At 59.7% G+C, this 16,394-nt stretch carries 14 protein-coding genes; 4 read left to right on the top strand and 10 right to left on the bottom strand.

All coding sequences use genetic code 11. The annotated features are described in order from the left end of the window. Positions 1-73: 73 nt before the first annotated feature. The 6 genes from sphst_RS20855 to sphst_RS21640 form a co-directional block, all read right to left on the bottom strand. Positions 74-490 carry a hypothetical protein gene (locus sphst_RS20855; RefSeq protein ID WP_199848929.1) on the bottom strand — a complete coding sequence of 139 codons (417 nt, stop codon included), beginning with the start codon at positions 488-490 and terminating at the stop codon, positions 74-76. A gap of 1,009 nt (positions 491-1,499) precedes the next feature. Beyond that, positions 1,500-2,246 (bottom strand): Qat anti-phage system TatD family nuclease QatD, encoded by a 747-nt coding sequence (gene qatD, locus sphst_RS06120; protein WP_031393269.1) that lies wholly within the window; start codon positions 2,244-2,246, stop codon positions 1,500-1,502. Positions 2,247-2,255: 9 nt separating this feature from the next. Continuing rightward, the gene (gene qatC, locus sphst_RS06115; protein WP_031393270.1) at positions 2,256-3,608 is read right to left on the bottom strand and encodes a Qat anti-phage system QueC-like protein QatC; all 1,353 of its coding nucleotides are present in this window, start codon (positions 3,606-3,608) and stop codon (positions 2,256-2,258) included. Then, on the bottom strand, positions 3,605-4,186 hold the full coding sequence (gene qatB / locus sphst_RS21120) for a Qat anti-phage system associated protein QatB (RefSeq protein WP_325049441.1): 582 nt from the start codon (positions 4,184-4,186) through the stop codon (positions 3,605-3,607). The genes qatC and qatB overlap by 4 nt, the downstream gene beginning before the upstream one ends. A gap of 302 nt (positions 4,187-4,488) precedes the next feature. Beyond that, a complete protein-coding gene (gene qatA, locus sphst_RS06105) occupies positions 4,489-6,474 on the bottom strand; it encodes a Qat anti-phage system ATPase QatA (protein ID WP_031393272.1) in 1,986 nt (661 codons plus the stop codon). A gap of 305 nt (positions 6,475-6,779) precedes the next feature. Beyond that, the gene (locus sphst_RS21640) at positions 6,780-6,938 is read right to left on the bottom strand and encodes a pyridoxine 5'-phosphate synthase (protein ID WP_442800387.1); all 159 of its coding nucleotides are present in this window, start codon (positions 6,936-6,938) and stop codon (positions 6,780-6,782) included. Between the two features lie 49 nt (positions 6,939-6,987). Here sphst_RS21640 and sphst_RS21635 point away from each other — a divergent pair, with 49 nt between their 5' ends. The 4 genes from sphst_RS21635 to sphst_RS06085 all read left to right on the top strand — a co-directional run bounded on the left by sphst_RS21635 (position 6,988) and on the right by sphst_RS06085 (position 10,309). Further along, on the top strand, positions 6,988-7,215 hold the full coding sequence (locus sphst_RS21635) for a KfrB domain-containing protein (RefSeq protein ID WP_442800386.1): 228 nt from the start codon (positions 6,988-6,990) through the stop codon (positions 7,213-7,215). Positions 7,216-7,844: 629 nt separating this feature from the next. Then, positions 7,845-8,147 (top strand): helix-turn-helix transcriptional regulator, encoded by a 303-nt coding sequence (locus tag sphst_RS06095; RefSeq protein ID WP_031393273.1) that lies wholly within the window; start codon positions 7,845-7,847, stop codon positions 8,145-8,147. After that, positions 8,131-9,072, top strand: a complete 942-nt coding sequence (locus sphst_RS06090; protein ID WP_081877449.1) for a reverse transcriptase family protein — start codon at positions 8,131-8,133, stop codon at positions 9,070-9,072. The genes sphst_RS06095 and sphst_RS06090 overlap by 17 nt, the downstream gene beginning before the upstream one ends. 211 nt (positions 9,073-9,283) lie before the next feature. Continuing rightward, positions 9,284-10,309: a DUF4113 domain-containing protein gene (locus sphst_RS06085; RefSeq protein ID WP_081877450.1), complete on the top strand. Its 1,026-nt coding sequence runs from the start codon at positions 9,284-9,286 to the stop codon at positions 10,307-10,309. Positions 10,310-10,331: 22 nt separating this feature from the next. Here sphst_RS06085 and sphst_RS06080 read toward each other — a convergent pair whose 3' ends face one another. The 4 genes from sphst_RS06080 to sphst_RS06065 form a co-directional block, all read right to left on the bottom strand. Beyond that, positions 10,332-12,143 carry an ATP-dependent nuclease gene (locus sphst_RS06080; RefSeq protein WP_159043539.1) on the bottom strand — a complete coding sequence of 604 codons (1,812 nt, stop codon included), beginning with the start codon at positions 12,141-12,143 and terminating at the stop codon, positions 10,332-10,334. 244 nt (positions 12,144-12,387) lie between these two features. Next, complete coding sequence (locus sphst_RS06075) at positions 12,388-13,194, bottom strand: DNA adenine methylase (protein WP_031393276.1); 807 nt, start codon at positions 13,192-13,194, stop codon at positions 12,388-12,390. 149 nt (positions 13,195-13,343) lie between these two features. After that, positions 13,344-14,381 carry a phage portal protein gene (locus tag sphst_RS06070; protein ID WP_031393277.1) on the bottom strand — a complete coding sequence of 346 codons (1,038 nt, stop codon included), beginning with the start codon at positions 14,379-14,381 and terminating at the stop codon, positions 13,344-13,346. Next, positions 14,381-16,183 (bottom strand): terminase large subunit domain-containing protein, encoded by a 1,803-nt coding sequence (locus sphst_RS06065; RefSeq protein WP_031393278.1) that lies wholly within the window; start codon positions 16,181-16,183, stop codon positions 14,381-14,383. Before sphst_RS06065 ends, sphst_RS06070 begins: the two co-directional genes overlap by 1 nt. Between the last annotated feature and the right edge of the window lie 211 nt (positions 16,184-16,394).

The raw sequence follows: 16,394 nt of genomic DNA, 5'->3' as shown, positions 1-16,394 counted from the left end.
CGAATACATCGCCAAAATCTGGACGGCAGAGCCGGATAGGTTCATCGTCGATCCGATCCACCAGATGCCGGGACTAAACACCGAGCAAATTGACGTCCCACTGACTTTGCCCAGTTATTCCGGCCCCAAGGCTGGTAATCGTGGATAGACGCTGGCGGGCGAGGGCAGTCTGAGAGGGATTGCTAACGACGAAGGTTAGCTGTCCCCCACGCGTCGAAATGTCGCCGATTTCGATACGCGGGGTTCCGTTGCGCATTACGACCGATACGCTGTCACGCATCGCCTCGACCCGCGTCTTCGCCAAATCAGCGGTATCGCCTTCGAGGAGTAGATAGCTTCCACCATTGAGATCGAGCCCGAGGTTCACGTGGGATTGCGGATACCAAGCCGGTAGGTGGCTAGTTGGAATAAGGCTGGGGATGCCGAGCATGATGCCAATAAGGCACACGCACAGGACCGCCCCCGCCTTCAGACGGGAGAAATTAAGCATTTTAGATTCTCGTTCGCAGTCTTGAAGAGACAAGTGCGCCAGCAAGGGCACACCGTATCGGCCGCGCGTCTCAGGCGCGGCCAGACATCTTCAAGCTCCGGGAGGACCAGTAGCGGGGTGGGCGCGGACTGAACGTTCGGCGAAGCCTAGTGCGACGAGCTGAACGGGGGAAAGGCGCGATGGTGTTGGATTTGCGGCATTCGCCAGCTCAGCAGGGGGTAGGGCATTACCTCCGCTCTGCCGGGGGTCGTGCCGATCAGCTTCTTCGTGGAGAGCAATCGCGCGTTCACTGAGCGTGAACGGTCTCGCCGCGGCCTCGCGGACAGCCAGACCCTGCCCACGGCCGTGAACCGAGCCAGGCTCGCCGCACGAACTCAAGCTCAACAACGCTGCGAATAGCGTTTGCAGAACAGCCAGGAAGACGGACGGCGAGATCAGATCGGGGCACCCCTGTATGTGCGCTGACGTTATTTACGGCGCACACCCGTCCGGAAAGATTTAAGCTATAGCCGCATTTTGGCGAAAACAAGAAGAAGGTGGCAGACTGCCCGATCGCGGGACATCCGGTTTAGCGTCTGGGGTCTCATGAGACGAACCGTGTTTCTGGTAGAACCTGATTGTGAACGGCAGTCGGAACAGTCAGGGGGTTCCGTTCCCGAAATCGATCGATTCCGAGAAATCCACGCAGGCACGTTGGTCGATGCTATTCGGGACACGGAGCTTAGGTCTTGCAATTCGTGGACAGGCGGTCAGACTTCCGATGCTGCGTGACTGGCGACACAGGTGGGTTCTGCTGGCTCAGTTTGGCATCGATCTTTCGAAGAAGTCGTCACCCACCTGATGGTCCCCATGTTGATCCTGGCTGGAAAGTAGGATCACGAATTCCGCGGGGCAACCGATCTGGGCGCCACGCTCCGGCACCGGTCGATTGTCGCCCACCGGCTTCACCCGCGTCGCACCTGATACGGAAGATAGCCCCGCGGGCGGTGTGCCACATGGCACACCAGGCTCAACCCTCGGAAAGCAGGGTCCTCAGATTGGCCAAGACCATGATCGCGGCCTCCGCTTCGGTCATAAGAAGAAGCCGCGACAACGAACGGACCGCCCGCCCGGCGTCGATTGGCTCGGCAGCACGACTCCCCGCCTTCGTAAACGGACCGTCCGTTTCCGTCAGGAGGCGATCTCGTGGCAGTGATCGGATGAAGGCCGCCTTGCCTTCCTTCTCGAGCATCTGCTCGTTGACGGAAAAATAACAACCGAGGTCGGCTGCGCGGCGTGCGTCCGACGCCGAGCCAGTGAACCAGTGGAGCACGACGCGTCCGCGATCGGACGGCAAATGCGCCTCGACCATGTCGAGCACGGCTTTCGCCGATCGCACGCTATGCACCGAAAGGATCTTTCCCCCGGCGTCGGCACACGCTTGAAGGACGTGGGCGAAAACCTTCTTTTGCGCATCGAACGACGCATAATAGCGTGTGCCGGCATCAAGGCCCACCTCGCCGACGTAGCGCGTTTCAGGCAGCAGCTTCTCCCACAGCCTGATCTCACCGGCGCGCTCGCCCACGAGCTGTGGATGAAGGCCCAAGGCGGCGCGCACGTGCTTGGTCGACGCCGTGACCTCCGCGTTGCGTCGCCATGCCTTCGGCGTCGTCGTCACCGTCAGCGTGAACACGCCAGCCCGGTCGCTGCGATCCACGGCACGTTCGAAATCCGGATAGAGGTCCAGGTGGCAATGGAAATCGACTAGGTTCGTCATCGGCCGCGTCTACTTCGGTTTCGTGCGGACGCCATCCAAGAGTCGACCAACTTCCTCCAGTCCACGGGCATAGACACCGGCCATCTCCGCCTGGTCGTCGATGTCGTGATCGTAGAGGGGGCCTGGCTTGTGGATGAGCACCTTAGCGAGTTCGGGCCTGGCACGGAGCCTTGCTATCGCGAGCTGGAAGGACCGCACCTGCACCCCTTCGGCCTCAGCGCTGTTCAGTGCCCGGCGCTTCATATCTGTAAGGTAGTATTCGGTCGGATCACCGTCCGGGATCGATGCCCGTCGGATGAGGCACGGGAGGCAATAGCCACAATGCCCCTGCGCCTGGCCCGCCCAGCGTAGCTTTGCCGGTGATGAGCATGAGATAGACTTGTCGGCGATCGACAGCAGGAAGGCCTTGTCCGTACACGCTTCGACCATCTCGCCCTTGGTCATCGCCCAATAGGGGTTGGCGAGCGAGCCATCGATCCCGAGCGCGGCGACCAGTTCGGTCCAGCGCGCCATGTAGAAGGGGTGCGTCGTACGGGTGCTGAGTGCGCCGAGACGCAACGGATCCAAGGGCACGTTCAGGGCGATCAGCCCGTTCTCCGGGACCTTCAGTTCGAAGCGACGACGCAGCGCCGTACCGGCTGCCACGCCAAAAGCGAAAAACAGGAACGAGCGCGCTCGGGTCGATGTCTCCGAACCGACCCCGTCAGCGAGATCATGCGCGAACACCATCGGCAGGCGAACCCATTCGAAACGTTGCTTGAGGAACCGGGCCTTCAACTCGGCATGGCACAGATACTGCGCTTTGCTCCCCGCACCCTCGCCAGCATGACTGACCAGCAGGGGCTTTTCATCCTTCGTCAGGCTGTCGATCGCCCCGATCAGGCTATCGAGCCCGCCCGAGAACAGGTTGACGCCGAGGAGGTCGGTTTGCAGCAGTGGTGTAGGGACCGTTCCCGCAAGACGTTCCTTGCCCGCTGGTCGTTTGCGGAATTCGATCGACCAGCGATCGCCGCTCAAGAAGCCGAGCGCACGCATCACGATCGGCCGCGCGCGCTCCCAGGCTGCGACATCGCTGACCGGCGTGACGATACGGATCTCGCGCGTCCAACCATCCTGCGCTTCGGTCGCGCGCGAGATGCGCGTGTCGGCAGCGTAGACCAGCGCGCCGAGGATCAGGAGATCGATACCGATCTCATCAGGCACCAGATCAAGCTTGCGCAAGTCGTTGAGTGCGGTTTGTATCCCGTAGGCGATACCGCCCGCGTTCAGGAGCTGAACGTCCGAGCGGACCTCGTCCGTGCCCGTGTCGATCGCTGGCTTGTCTTTGGCACCCATCGTGCCGACGAGCAGGTGACGCTTCATCGTGCGGCCTCCGCATCACCCATCGCCTGAAGGATCCGATACGCGTCCTCGTACACCGACGTCACGAACCCGCTGATCTCCGCCGGCGATAAGGCCTGAATGTTGCTTCCCGATTGGGAGACGGCATCGCTGACACCGCGCTGGATGAAGTCGTGCAGCATGTCCTCGACGTTCTGTGCAGCTGCGGGATTGGCCGGGAGGGCGACGGCCTTCGTCCCAATGTCATTGCAGATCCGCGCTTCGATGGTGTGCGCGACATACAGTTCGAAGACCGTCGTCATCTGCTCGGGTGTCAGTCCATCGATGTCGGTGATGCCGGCATCGGCGAGATCGGCGATCGTCTCGATAAAGGCGTTGCGCGCGATCCCTTGGTCGATCGAGCCGTCTTCCGGGCAAACGTAATCGGCTAGACCAGCGAACACTTCCTCGATCGGGCGACCCGCAAGCGCCGTGAGGTTCAGCTCACGCAGCGTCTCGGCGATGCCGTTCGCCTGCACCGATTGCAGCAGTCGGACGACATTGGCACCCGACGCGCGTGCGGCGCCCATCCGTTGTGCGGCACGCCGCGGGCTCCCCATCGACGACCGGACATAGCCGGATACGGCGCGTCCGAGACTCTTGCGGTCGGTACCGCCCGATTTAGCGAATGTCGTGAAAGCGCTACGGGGCGCGCTAAAGCGGCCTGCCGGACCAGGTGGCGGCAGAGGGGTAGCGGGAGGCGGTGCGGCGCCATCACCCTGGTCGGCTCCATCATCGGCGTTACCGTCACCATCCTGACCATCGGCACTCCCGTCCGCATCACCGCGGTCGGAATCATCGATGAAGGTCGGAACGAGCGGCCGATCATTCGTCGGCCCATCGAAGGAAGATGAGGTGCCCATCAGCCTTTGATCCCCGTCCGGAGCGCGGCCGTCGCGGTCGCCTGGAGCGCCGGGTTATCGCTGAGCTTGCTCCACCGCTCGATCAGGTTCTGGAAGCGGCGCTTCTCGCCTTCTTCGGTCAACACCTCGGACCAGCCCGCAACGACCCACGGCCCGCAGGTTTCAGGCAACATCCCCAGCATATCGACCAACGCAGATTGCAGATGCGGTTGCGTGCGAACCAGGATCGTCGCGCCGTCGATGCCCGCGGGCGGGCGCACGAAATCGCCTGCGGCGAGGATCCGGCGTCGAACGAAATCGAACACCAGCGACGCTTCCGGTTTCGCCAGCGCGCGCAACTCGGCGTCCATCCCCGAGACGGTCATGCGTCGTCCCATCAGGCGCTCGACGACCGCGGCGAGCGGACCCAGCGCTGAGGCGGCCGCGAGGTAATCCTTCCGGTCTTTCGTGACGAACAGGTAAGGACGCAGGTCAACGCCGCTGATCGGCGGTTGCAGCTTGGCCCACGCCTTGATGACGTCCGACGACATCCACTGTGTCAGGACCGGATTTTCGGGCGGTGCCGGCGTCGCCTTCGCTGGCAATGTGGCGGGTTTCTTCGCCCCGGTCGCTGGCTCTTCGGCGGGTTTTTTGGTCCCGGATGCCGGTTCGTCGGCGGGTTTTACCGGCACCGCCTTCGGTTCGCGTTCGAGGATGCTTAGATCCTTGCATCGACCATCTGGATCGTTCGCGGACGCGAGACCGATCTCGTCGAACAACGTCGGGATGAACCGTTCGGCCAACATGAGCTTCGCGAGGACCGGTAGTTTGATCGCAGCCCCGAACCCGCGAGCGTCAGCGGTGCGCTCACGCAACAGCAGGCTGTTCAAGAACCGCTTGATCTGCCGCGGATTGCCCGACGTCCCGCTGGCGAGCAACGGCACGATCTGCTCGGTTAGAACGAGATCCTCCGCCACGTCCTTGGCGCGATCACCGAGCGCCGCTTGCACCGCGCCGCTGTCGAAGCCGGTCGGGTCCCAGGGCCGCTTCAGCGCCGTACGCGCCACTTTGACCAATTCGCCGAATTCCTCGTTGTCGTCGCCGAGGCGCGCACCGACCAACAGCAAAGTGACATAGATGTACGTCTCGACGCCGCCCAACGACGGTATCCGAAATGGGATCTGGATCAGCTTCTCGAGATAATTGCGGGCATAATCCCGCGGACCGGTCGTATCCGGCAGATCGGGGAAATGCTTGCGGACCGAATATTCGATCATCGCCTCGTCCGCGGCGATGACGAATGCCGTACGATCCATCATCACGAACAACCGCATCGCTTCCAGCGTCTCGATAGCCGGTTCGGGTAAGCAGCGATCCAGATCGTCGATCAGGACGACGAGTTGCTTCAGGCCCGCACGGCGCAGCAGCTCGTCGAATGCCTTGCGGAACTCCTCGACCTCCTGTGGGACCCGCCGGCTTTCCTTCTCCTTCAGCAGCCCTTCGGCGCCCTTGACGACCTTGTCGATCTCGTCCTTATCGAGGTGCTTCTTAGGATCACCGAAGAAGTTCTTCACCATCCCCACGACGGAGCCGATCTGATCGGGGTTGGGCAGCCCGGACATCGCCGTGAACGCGAGGCCGCCCCCCATACGCGCGATCTTGAGCCAGTCGAGCCGTTTGACGACATCCATCACGGCATCTGCGGCTTTGGTCGCGAGAGACCGCTTCTCGATCAATTGGGTGACGACGCCCTCGATCAGGGCGATCTTGGCATCTTCGAGTCCCTGAAAACGCCAGGCATTGAACTTGATGCACAGAATGTCATCGTGGCCGTCCAACGCGCTCTCGATCATCTCGAGCACACTCGACTTCCCCGCTCCCCAATCCCCGTGGACCCCTACCGTTACCGCCCGTTCGGGGTTCTCACCGATGAGTCCGACAATGGTGGTCGCAATCGCTTCGTTGTTCAGTAGATCGAACTTGGTTTCATTGTCTGCGAGCAGCACGTGTTCCCCTTCTCGGAACACGGCGTGGCCCCCACCCGCTCCGTTCTCAAGCATACTGCATGAAGTCCGGGATCGATCAAAGGCGTTTCATCAATTGATCGAGATTGGATGTTTTCCTTCGCGAAAGGCACAGCCGACATCTAGGTCGGCCATCCTTACTCTTGCCGAGGTTGCTGACGACGTTATCGAATCGGATGGTATCACGATGGGCGACGGTCACGATAGCTAAACAGGAGATATACCCTCTCTACCGCGGTGCCTCGCGCTTTCCCAAAACCGCAGCCAAATCGAGAATGGGAAGACAACTAGCCGAGAGCCGCCTTGTAGGCCGCAACTGCTGGCCTGAACCCCATCACTAACGCGTCTGCCGTCAGTTCGTGGCCGATGGACGCTTGGGCGATCGGAGGCAGAGCGCCGATCAAATCAGATAGGTTGGCAAGGTTGAGGTCATGACCGACGTTCACCAATGGCGAGAGCGAACCATGGGTTAAACGGCAGGGCAACCCCAGCCGTCTGCAATCCGTCGACAAAACCAACAGTTACCGGCTCGGCACAGATAGCCAGGTGGTGAGCCATGAGCGCGACCGCTTCAAAGAAACGCCGCACGTTGGGGATTGTGCGCGTATCAAATACGACAACAGCCGGGGCGTCACCCTTTACCGCTCGCCCGATGTTACTCCCTCACGAGAACCGGGAACGCCACAAACATCATTCCGCCCGCCGGTTGATCGCGAGCGCTGAAAGCCGGGAGTAAAAGCGTGACGCACCCGACCACGTTGACCGCTGGCCTCTCACGCTCAAAATAAGTTCGCTTAAAGTGAACTTATTTCTTGCGCCCAGCGCAATGACGTCGCATACGGCTCCGGTGTGAATAACGGAAGAAGTTCTCATATTCAGTTTTGGCATTTGCCAAAGCGTGGAGGGCGAAAGTTCTCTGTCGTTTTTTCCGGTCAGTCCGATGGCCCCCCGGCGACGGGGGAGGCGTCGGCGGGCGGGCGAAGCAGAGACGAAAGCGAGAAGTGCTTCCGTCTCTAGGTTGCAGGTGTAGTTGTCGGGTCCGCTCTGTTTGGCGAGAATCCATGGTCAGGTCAGCTCGTTTTGAGCTTGCCGCCATGGCGAACAGAGAAAGGAAAAGCTCATGGCTTTTTCGAGAAACACATACCGACGACGGCGGCGACGTGAGCTGCGAGGTAAAGCTCTTGGGCAGCGTCGTGGGTTTTGGGCTAGCCTCAAAAACCCAAATACTTTGAGATTTGCCTTTTCGGCAGGTCTTCTGATTTACAGGGTCATACGCTTCTTGCTGCGACTCTTTCAGCCCTCTTAGTAAACCGCCAACCTAATATCTACATAGACGGACGTTAGGAATCACAATGATAAACGAAGCTCTTAGATTGATACGGGTCTTTCATGACATTAAGCAATTTGAACTTGCTGAGCGTCTATCCGTGTCAAAATCTCATATCTCGGAAATCGAAAGCGGTAACAAAACGCCGTCTCTCGATTTGATCGAGAAATACTCGGCAGAGTTTAAGGTGCCGATTTCGGCTATTATGTTCTTTGCTGAGCAACTGCCCACCGCTCAACGTGGTGAGAAAGCTAGGACCAAAATTGCTTCTAAGGTTCTAGATCTATTGGGGTTCATCGAGAGGAAGGCGAATGCTACCTCTTCCTAACGGCTCCCAGTACGCTCTTCGAGACACGCCCTTTTTTCGCTTAAGATCCAGAAAAAAGCTTGCGGAGATTTTATTAGTATCTGACGCAGCGCTGCAAAGGGTTCTGAACGAAGAGAATTTGTATGAACGCCGATGGAAGCACAAAAAAGAAAAAGATAGCTGGCTTAATTTTGAACCCAAGCCTGAGGTCAGTCACTTTTATCGACCTATCGACATACCGGACAAGGGCCTAAAGTCGATCCAATCTCGAATTGCGAAGTTATTTGCGAAGGTTACCCCCCCTGATTGGCTTTTCAGTCCGGTTAAAGGGCGGTCTTATGTAAACAATGCAGCGCGCCACGTGGGAGCACGCGCTTTTTGGTTACTAGATATTGCTGACTACTTTCCGAGTTGCACCGATAATAACGTGGCGCATCTTTTCCATACCAGACTTGAATGCTCGCCGGATGTAACGGCGATTATTGTCAAACTTATCACTCTATGCGGTTGCCTACCGCAGGGATCGCCATGCAGTCCGATTATGGCATACTATTCGAATCATACAATGTGGCTGAAAATATCCGAAATCGTCACTGATTCTGGACTGACGCATAGCGTGTATGCCGATGACATAACGATCTCTGGCAACCTTATAAAGAAGGAGGTCATCTGGAATATCAAGGCAACAGTACACAAACATGGCTTGCGTATTAAAGCGGAGAAAGAACTGAGCATTATTGACAGTCCTGCTGACATCACAGGGGTCATTGTTAAGGGTGGCAGGACGATGTTGCCTAACCGGCAATTAAAACGACTTTTCGAGCTACGGGGTGAACGGCAACGAGCTAAAGGTTCGCTGGCAAAGGCCGCACTTGATAGCCAAATCGCAGGCCGGCTTGCCCAACAGCGTCAGGTCGAACACCAATATCGCCACCCGCCTTCCTGAATCGAGCGATCCGAGAATCCAGGGCGCCCGCTTGTACAGAGCCCGCTGCTGTCGCAGCGGGTCCAAGATAGCTGGACCCGAAAGGTCGGCGCATCAGCAGGGGCAACGCTGCGCTGTTGGGATGGCTGCGCGCTGCCCCTGCTGCTACCAACAAAGACCTACTCATTTTGCAGACGAAACCGCTTGATTTCCATTCCACATAAACGGCGACATGCAGCGCCGTGTCGTCGCGGCGTGCGATGCCTTTGCGCGGGACTTCGAGATCTACTCGATCGACGAGACGTTCCTCGACCTGACCGGCTTCGAGGACCGCGACCTGGTCGCGCACGTCAACGCGATGCGCGCCCAGGTCCGCCAGTGGACGACGATCCCCACCTGCGTCGGCATCGGCAACACCAAGACGCTGGCGAAGCTCGGCAACGCCGCGGCCAAGAAGAACCCGATGTTCGACGGCGTGGCAGATCTGCGGGATGATGCGGTTCGCAAATGGGTGATGGACCGGTTTCCGGTCGAGGACGTCTGGGGCGTGGGCGGCGCGACGGCCCGAAAACTGCTGGCGCTCGGCATTCGCAATGCCGGCGCGCTGCGCGACATGCCGATGAAGCAGGCGCGCGCGGTCGGCACCGTCGTGCTCGAGCGCCTGGTCGGCGAGCTGCGCGGTGTGCCGTCCGATGCGGTCGAGACCATCGCCCCGCAGCGCAAGGGCATGGCGGTCACGCGCTCGTTCGGGACGCCGGTGGGCGACTTCCACACCCTCTTCGGCGCGCTCACGCAATATGCGATGCGGGCGGGCGAGAAGCTTCGCTCGCATGGGCTGGTTGCGGGCCGGCTGACCGCGTTCTTCCATACCAACAGGCACAAGCTCGACCGGCCGCAATATGCCGGCACGCGCACGGTGGCGTTGCACCCGATGACCAGCGACAGCCTGGAGCTCATAGCCGCGGCGAAGCGCGGCGCGTCGGCCGCCTGGCGCGATGGCTATGCGTACACCAAAGCCGGTATCCTGCTCGACGATCTGATCGCGGCGGATCTTCGCCCCCGAACATTGTTCGAGGGCGACACGGACAAGCGCGACCGGTTGATGGGCGCTCTGGACGAGATCAACACCCGCTTTGGAAAGTTCGCGGCCACGACCGCTTCGCAAGGTTTCACGCGGGAATGGAAAATGCGATCCGAGATGAAATCGCCCGCCTGGACAACTGACATCCGTGAGGTGCCGAGCGTTCGGGCAGGATAGGCTGGCAAGAGCCCGCGGATTGCTATTCGGTCGTAACTGCTTCGATCAGACTTTGCACGTAAGATACAAGGCATTGCAGTGATGTCGTATCATTTGCCAGCATAAGTTTAACAATCTCAATCCCATCTAGAGTTTTGTCGTACTCAATCCGAGAATCACTGACGTCGGTAAATAACCTTGACAACAACTTTGCTGCATTAACTTTATTGAGCCAAGTTTCATTCTTAAAATCAGGTTCGACTCCAGAAATCAAAAAAGACGAACCTTTTCCTAAGGCAATTATGCGACTTGCAATATCGTCCGCGTTGGTAACACTAGCGGGATCTTTGGCGCTTATTCTCGATGCTATAGCTACGGGGTCAAGAAAATAACATTCCAAGTGCCTTCTAGGCAGAAAGCGAAGACGTCCACGGGAATCGCGTACCATTCCTTCTTTTTCTGAATCGCTCAGAGTTTCTGTATCGAATCCAAATATAACCTTTACGGGAAGTGTTGCTATGGCGACGCTCAGCCGCGAGTACGCGTCATAAACCATTTGCCTATCTCGGCGCTTGGCCCCGAAATCGCCAGTCGCAGCTACCGTGGTAAAAATTGTTCCGCGTGGCACGTCTCCCACTACCTCACGATAAAGATAGGGAAACAAAGTTTCTTCCGTTTCACCCTCTACCCAGATCACCCTATCAGCGGCAAATACGTCCGCCATAGATACGCCGAGATGAGATGCGACCTCGCGAAATGTGCCAACCTCCGCGGGGTTTAACGAAGTAATAGTCGAATTATAGCCATCGCGTTTAACTAGATGGACCGTCGACGGATTGGAAAAACCGACCACCTCCGGAGCATGTGTCGATATTATATATTGATGCTCTGCATAGTCTGTCTGAAGAATACGAAGCAGTGCTTTTACTGCCGCAGGATGCAGAAAGCTGTTGATCTCGTCGATTATGATCACCGCATGCTCTACGGTCATTATAGCGACCAAGAGAGCAACGGTCTGCGCAACCCCGGTGCCGCTTTGCGTTAGCGGAAAACTGAGTTTCACGTTCTGACGGGCTGGGGTAGGCCAAATGCGAATTTCCGTCATATTGGGATTGCCTGGCAGTATTCGCGTGCTCAAGTTTCCAACCGTCGGAAACAATTCACGGAGATGTGATACGAGTTTGTCAAACACGTCGCCTCTATCACCTGCTAGCGTTGCCAGGACGGCCGCAAGGTTTGATGCGTTCTGATCAAGTCTTTCAGTATGTGCAGTTGCAGTTTGACCTATGCTGAAACGCTCTGCCGAAAAATAGAACATTCGGGTTGTCCAGAGGTGTCGAATAGTATCAGGTAACGTATCTTCTCTGTTGATGTGGGGGCTGAGTTCCAGAGTTCCGTTGTTCGAAATAAGGCGCGCCGCCATCGGCTGCCCGCTGCCTGATGAAAATCGCCCATGCGAGGGATATGGAGCAGTGAACTCAATGCCAGGACGGTGTTGCACGTCAAGTTCGGACAGCGGCTGATCAAGAAAACTTTGGACATATTCCACCGGACCGTTCAATGTTCCTGACGGTGCCGGAATAATGCAAGACGCATTCTCAAGAACTGCGCCTCTTATCTCGGAGCCGCTCACCTCGATCCGCAAGCTCACTAGAGGTACCGGGAGCGCCTCGTCACGCCATTCGGCAGGGGTCCGGTGCCGATCGTCGGACAGCGATGGCTGCAGGGCCCGCAGAAACGCACTCTTGCCAACGTTATTGGGCCCCACGATTAAGTTTATGCCACCGTCAAAACGTACAACTTCGCTATCATCAAACGACTGAAAGCCGGTAACTCGTGCTCGAAGCAATCGCATCTTCGTCTCCCTGAAGATCATACATAGCTCAGACGTTTCGATCCGTCACATCGACCACCGTACTGCTGTGAGCGCTGCCGGGCGAAGGCCGCAGACCGACAATTTTATGCGGCAAATCTGTCGCGGAGGGACTGGCAGAAGATCGACATCTGCACGGATGGCAGAAGTGGCCAATGGCCAGGCTTCCAGCCCCGGACCGAACGCAAAGATGGGGTGTAGATCGCGTAGACAGGTACCATGACGTTCACCCCAAGCCGACGTTCGAAACGATCAACTCGCCCGCGCGCTGAGCCGCCCCGGCGCCGACTGTATACGTCGTCTCAGCCGTGCCGACATGAAACCGGGCGAATGTCGCCCTCGCTCCCGGCGTGTCGTTGATCGACAGGATGAAGCGCCCCTTGATCGCAGCCAGCTGGTCGGCGAGCTGGTCGAAGTCGGCGCGACCGAAGACGTCCTGGCCGTAATCGGTTTCGCAGCCCCAGTAGGGCGGATCGACGTAGAACAGCATGCCGGCGCGGTCGTAGCGCCGGATGAAGTCCGCATAGCCGAGCTGTTCGATCACGACGCCGGCAAGACGCTCGTGGATATCCGCCAGCAGCGGCTCCAGCTTGGTGACGTTGAAGCGCGCGCCCTGCGTCTTGTCGACGCCGAAGTACCGGCCGTTGACCTTGCCCCCGAAAGCCAGGCGCTGAAGGTAGAGGAAACGACACGCACGCTCGAGGTCGGTCAAAGTCTCGGGCGCCATCGCCTTCAGCCGTTCGAATTCGGCGCGCGACGCGACGCGGAAGCGCAGCATGTCGATCATGTAGGGGTAGTGTCGCTGCAACACGCGGAAGAACGTCACGACGTCGCCCGACACGTCGTTGATGACCTCGACCTTCGGCCGCGATCGGCGCCGCAGGAAGATGCCGCCCATGCCGACGAACGGCTCGGCATAGCCGTCATGGTCGACGCGCTCGATCATCGCGACCAGGCGCGAGGCCAGATTGCGCTTGCCGCCGATATAGCCCGCCGCGGGTGCGACGGGCTGAACCGAATTTAGGGTGTACATGTTGGATTTCCTCGCCTTGTAGAGATCCCGCCTGCGCAGATCGCGCGGGTGCGGGACGGCCAATGGCCGTTGGTCGTGGCGAGACAGGTCCTCGTCGGTGTGCCGGGCTGGACCCCGGCATCCCCCGCCCGGCTATGCCGAACGTAAAACTATGGCGCGGCCGCGTGCGCCTGACGCGGCGCGAAGGCGACCGCCTCGACGCCGATCTGCGCGTTCATGTCGAGCAGCCGCGCCTGGATCGGTTCGATCTCCAGCTCGAAGAACATGTCGACCGCCTCGCTCGGCTTGCCGAGGCTGGAGCCCTGCGCCGGTACGATCCCGAGCAGCGCGGGCGGCACACGGTGCGCGGCGAGCACGTCGTCGCGCGTCGCGTTCTTGATCCCGGTGAACTCGTCATTCGCGCCGACCTGCGCGATCGGCAGGATCTTGATCCCGCCATCCTTGCCGCCCGGCTGGTGGACGAACAGGTTCTTGAAATTGCCAGGCCCCTTCGACTGCTTCAGCGCGGTGCGGATCGCCTGCACGTCGCCGTCGGAGAACTCGCCGGTCGCGTGCAGGATGAAGCCCGCATGGCTGCCGTTGAGGTAGTATTTGCGGCGGAACAGCGTTGCCGCCTCGTTCAGCAGCGCAGACTGCAGCGCCGAGAGATATTCCGGCACGCCGTACAGCTCCTGGTTGATATCGGGCTGCATGATCTGGATGACGCTATTCGGGCGAAGCTCGGTCTCAATCGCGCCGCCTGGCGCGAAGAAATAACGCCCTTCCTCGACGCCGCGGCGGGTGAACTTGGCGAGCGCATGGTCGAGGCGGAGTAGATCGCCCAGCACGCTGCGGCGTTGCTCGACGAAGCCGAAGCCGAAGATCAGATAATCCTGCACCAGCTTTTCGAACGTCGCGCGCGACAGCCAGGCGGTCGGCACGAACGACCGCACCAGCAGATTGCGCTTCAGCAGGATCGCCGAGCTGTGATGTGGGCTCGCGCGGAACGATCGCGCCAGTCCCTCGACGCTGATCGGCGGTTCGTACCAGCGACCGTTGTGCCAGCACTGGAGCAGATCGAGCACCTCGCGCCGGCTGTTGACCGGTTCGGGATCGCCGAAGGTGAACGCCTCGACCGCGGTCGACGGCGCATGCGCCATGTCGATTGCACCAGTGCGGTCTATGCGGCGTGTGCGTCCCTTGCCCATTACAGGATCTCCATGGTGGCCTTCGGCTTTTCCTTGCCGTCGAGCGGTTCGTTGTTGAGCAGCTGTATCGTCGCCCAGGCGAGATCGGCGTGGCCCTCGTCACCGCCGCGCCCCGCCTTGAAGGTGACGTTGCGCCCCGAGGTGGTCAGCGTCTTCTTGATCGAGACGAACGACGACACGACGTCGAGCCAGCCGGCGTCGAACAGCATCCGACCGCGCGCGATGACGTGCTGCGCTTTCATGATCATCTGCGCCTTCACCTCAAGCGAATATTCGACCTTGGTGACGCCGCGCAGGCCTGCGTCGGGTTTGGCGAGCAGCTGATAGACGCCGGCGCCGACGCCGGTCGCGTCGATCGCGAGGAAGGTGCAAGTGTAGCGCGACAGCACGCCCTTGATGAAAGTCGCCTGCTCTTCGAAATCGAGCCCGCGCAGCTGGTGCTTTTCCAGCAGCCGGAACGGCGCGCCTTGCTCGGCGGGCGGCGCGGCGATCACCAGCGCCGCATTGTCGCCGTCGACGCTGTTCTGCGGATCGTAGCTGGCCCAGACGATGCCGGTGCCGAACGGGCGCTCGGCGTCGGGATTATAGTCGGTCCATTCCTCGACAGTATCGACGCCGCATTTGACCAGGTCGTTGAAGCGGAACGCGGACAGGCTGTCGTCGACGAAATCGCACAGGAACAGGTTGGCGAATTCGTCGGGCGCATATTCGTCCTCCAACTCCTCGATGTCGAACAGGTCGCAGCCGGCCGCCTCGGCGTCGCGGATGTTGACGATGTGTCGCCACACGCGGTCGGGCCCCTGCGCGCCGTCCTTCAGCGCGGCGTGGCTGACGTCGATCTCGACGCGGTTTTCCTTGCGACGCCGCTTGTTGCGTCGCTCGCCCGTCCAATAGGGATAGGCCGGATGCGCGATCGTCGACGGCGTCGAGAAATAGGTCTTCCGCCATTTTCTGTGCGTCGCCATGCCCGAGGCGACCTTGTTCAGCTCCTCGAAGCTGTGAACCCAGAAGAACTCGTCAAAATAGAAATTCCCGTGGCGTCCCTGCGCGGTGCGGAAATTGGTCCCAAGAAAATGCAGCTCGGCCGCGGCCTCTTCGGCCGGGCGCAGCTCGCTGGTGATCAGCATCGGATCGCCGGCCAGGCTAACGCCGACCAGCTTGGCGAAGCTGACGATGTAGCTGCGGAACTGGTGTGCCTGCGCCTTTGACGCCGACAGGAAGATCTGGTTGCGGCCGGTCTCGATCGCGTCGATCAGTGCCTCGAACGCGAAATAATAGGTCGCGCCGATCTGCCGCGATTTGAGGATCATGCGCGTTCGGAACGTCAGCGCCGCGAACCATGCCTCCTGATAGCCATAGAGCTGATCGAGGAAGATCGCCTTCAGCTCGGCCGCCTGGTCGGCGGTGAAGTGGTTCTTCTTCGCCTTCTTCTTCTCGCCCGCGTTCCGGTTGGCGACCTTGTCGTTCAGATCGCCCGAATGCCCGCCGGGCGCCTCGTAGCGGCGCACCTTGGCCAGGCTCTCTACCTGACGGCGCAGTGCGTCCAGTTCGGTATAATCAGCGCCGGTCTTTTTCTCCTTGCAGATCAGCACCATCAGGCGCGTCTCAAGGCAGTCCTCCAGCTTGCGGATCGACGGCGCGTCATCCCAGCAGTGACGTCGCGCCCAGCTCTTCACCGTGTCGTATTTGACCGCCAGCTCGTCGGCGATCTGCACGAGGCTCCAGCCGCGCCAGTACAGGCTGCGTGCCGGGCGCACCCGTTCTTCAACGGGGAGGGTAAGCGGGTCGGCAAGGATCGACATGATAAGCGAACCTTGCCAAGTCTTGGCACCCGCCGCTTCCTAGGGCTCTTGTAGAATGTGTTTATACAAGAGTGTCGGGTTAAGGATATTGCCCATGAACGCAAATGCGCGGCCCGCACCTAAAACCTGCCATTCCGATTGCGGCTAGGTCGTTAAGCTATAAGGTCTCTTTTCATGTGCGAGTACGGTAACCGTACAAGCAAGGTCGCGC

Origin of the sequence: Sphingomonas sp. STIS6.2 (genome assembly GCF_000732685.2) — a bacterium.
GTDB classification, from domain to species: Bacteria; Pseudomonadota; Alphaproteobacteria; order Sphingomonadales; family Sphingomonadaceae; genus Sphingomonas; species Sphingomonas aerolata.
This window is presented reverse-complemented; position numbering and strand designations above follow the sequence as displayed.

Excerpts from the sequence above, each read along its gene's own strand:
- sphst_RS20855 (WP_199848929.1), bottom strand. The coding sequence starts at position 490 with ATGCTTAATTTCTCCCGTCTGAAGGCGGGGGCGGTCCTGTGCGTGTGC.
- qatD (WP_031393269.1), bottom strand. The coding sequence starts at position 2,246 with ATGACGAACCTAGTCGATTTCCATTGCCACCTGGACCTCTATCCGGAT.
- qatC (WP_031393270.1), bottom strand. The coding sequence starts at position 3,608 with ATGAAGCGTCACCTGCTCGTCGGCACGATGGGTGCCAAAGACAAGCCA.
- qatB (WP_325049441.1), bottom strand. The coding sequence starts at position 4,186 with ATGGGGAGCCCGCGGCGTGCCGCACAACGGATGGGCGCCGCACGCGCG.
- sphst_RS06095 (WP_031393273.1), top strand. The coding sequence starts at position 7,845 with ATGATAAACGAAGCTCTTAGATTGATACGGGTCTTTCATGACATTAAG.
- sphst_RS06090 (WP_081877449.1), top strand. The coding sequence starts at position 8,131 with ATGCTACCTCTTCCTAACGGCTCCCAGTACGCTCTTCGAGACACGCCC.
- sphst_RS06085 (WP_081877450.1), top strand. The coding sequence starts at position 9,284 with ATGCAGCGCCGTGTCGTCGCGGCGTGCGATGCCTTTGCGCGGGACTTC.
- sphst_RS06080 (WP_159043539.1), bottom strand. The coding sequence starts at position 12,143 with ATGCGATTGCTTCGAGCACGAGTTACCGGCTTTCAGTCGTTTGATGAT.
- sphst_RS06075 (WP_031393276.1), bottom strand. The coding sequence starts at position 13,194 with ATGTACACCCTAAATTCGGTTCAGCCCGTCGCACCCGCGGCGGGCTAT.
- sphst_RS06070 (WP_031393277.1), bottom strand. The coding sequence starts at position 14,381 with ATGGGCAAGGGACGCACACGCCGCATAGACCGCACTGGTGCAATCGAC.
- sphst_RS06065 (WP_031393278.1), bottom strand. The coding sequence starts at position 16,183 with ATGTCGATCCTTGCCGACCCGCTTACCCTCCCCGTTGAAGAACGGGTG.